The following is a 702-nucleotide window of genomic DNA, read 5'->3' as shown; positions in this document are numbered from 1 at the left end:
TAAAGTTAGTTTGTCTAGCATCATAAAATAAAAATTGACGTTTCACGTTGTTTGTTTCGTTCAGTTTTCAAAGAACTTTTTTGGTGGAGCCTAGCGGGATCGAACCGCTGACCTCCTGCGTGCAAGGCAGGCGCTCTCCCAGCTGAGCTAAGGCCCCAAACAAGTATCGGGAAGACAGGATTTGAACCTGCGACCCCCTGGTCCCAAACCAGGTGCTCTACCAAGCTGAGCCACTTCCCGAAAGAAAACGCGCCCGAGAGGAGTCGAACCCCTAACCTCTTGATCCGTAGTCAAACGCTCTATCCAATTGAGCTACGGGCGCATATGGTGCCGAGGGCGGGGGTCGAACCCGCACGGTGGTCACCCACCGCAGGATTTTAAGTCCTGTGCGTCTGCCTGTTCCGCCACCCCGGCATGTCATATTGAAAATTGGAGCGGAAGACGGGATTCGAACCCGCGACCCCAACCTTGGCAAGGTTGTATTCTACCACTGAACTACTTCCGCAAGACATGTTTGAGTTATTTCATTAAAAGTGCGGGTGAAGGGAGTCGAACCCCCACGCCAAAGGCGCTAGATCCTAAGTCTAGTGCGTCTGCCAATTCCGCCACACCCGCATATTCATTAAAAATGGTGAGCCATGAAGGACTCGAACCTTCGACCCTCTGATTAAAAGTCAGATGCTCTACCAACTGAGCTAATGG

At 51.6% G+C, this 702-nt stretch carries 6 tRNA genes; all 6 read right to left on the bottom strand.

What is annotated here, in order from left to right:
- Positions 1-81: 81 nt before the first annotated feature.
- A tRNA-Ala gene (locus PDK19_RS27235) sits at positions 82-157 on the bottom strand.
- A gap of 9 nt (positions 158-166) precedes the next feature.
- A tRNA-Pro gene (locus tag PDK19_RS27230) sits at positions 167-240 on the bottom strand.
- Positions 241-248: 8 nt separating this feature from the next.
- A tRNA-Arg gene (locus tag PDK19_RS27225) sits at positions 249-322 on the bottom strand.
- Between the two features lie 3 nt (positions 323-325).
- Positions 326-414 (bottom strand) — tRNA-Leu (locus PDK19_RS27220).
- Between the two features lie 16 nt (positions 415-430).
- A tRNA-Gly gene (locus tag PDK19_RS27215) sits at positions 431-505 on the bottom strand.
- A gap of 29 nt (positions 506-534) precedes the next feature.
- Positions 535-615: transfer RNA gene (locus PDK19_RS27210), tRNA-Leu, on the bottom strand.
- Between the last annotated feature and the right edge of the window lie 87 nt (positions 616-702).

Origin of the sequence: Bacillus cereus group sp. BcHK124, assembly GCF_027712065.1 — a bacterium.
In the GTDB taxonomy this organism is placed as follows: Bacteria; Bacillota; Bacilli; order Bacillales; family Bacillaceae_G; genus Bacillus_A; species Bacillus_A pacificus.
The sequence above is the reverse complement of the archived record's forward strand: the minus strand, read 5'-3'. Positions and strand labels throughout refer to the sequence as shown.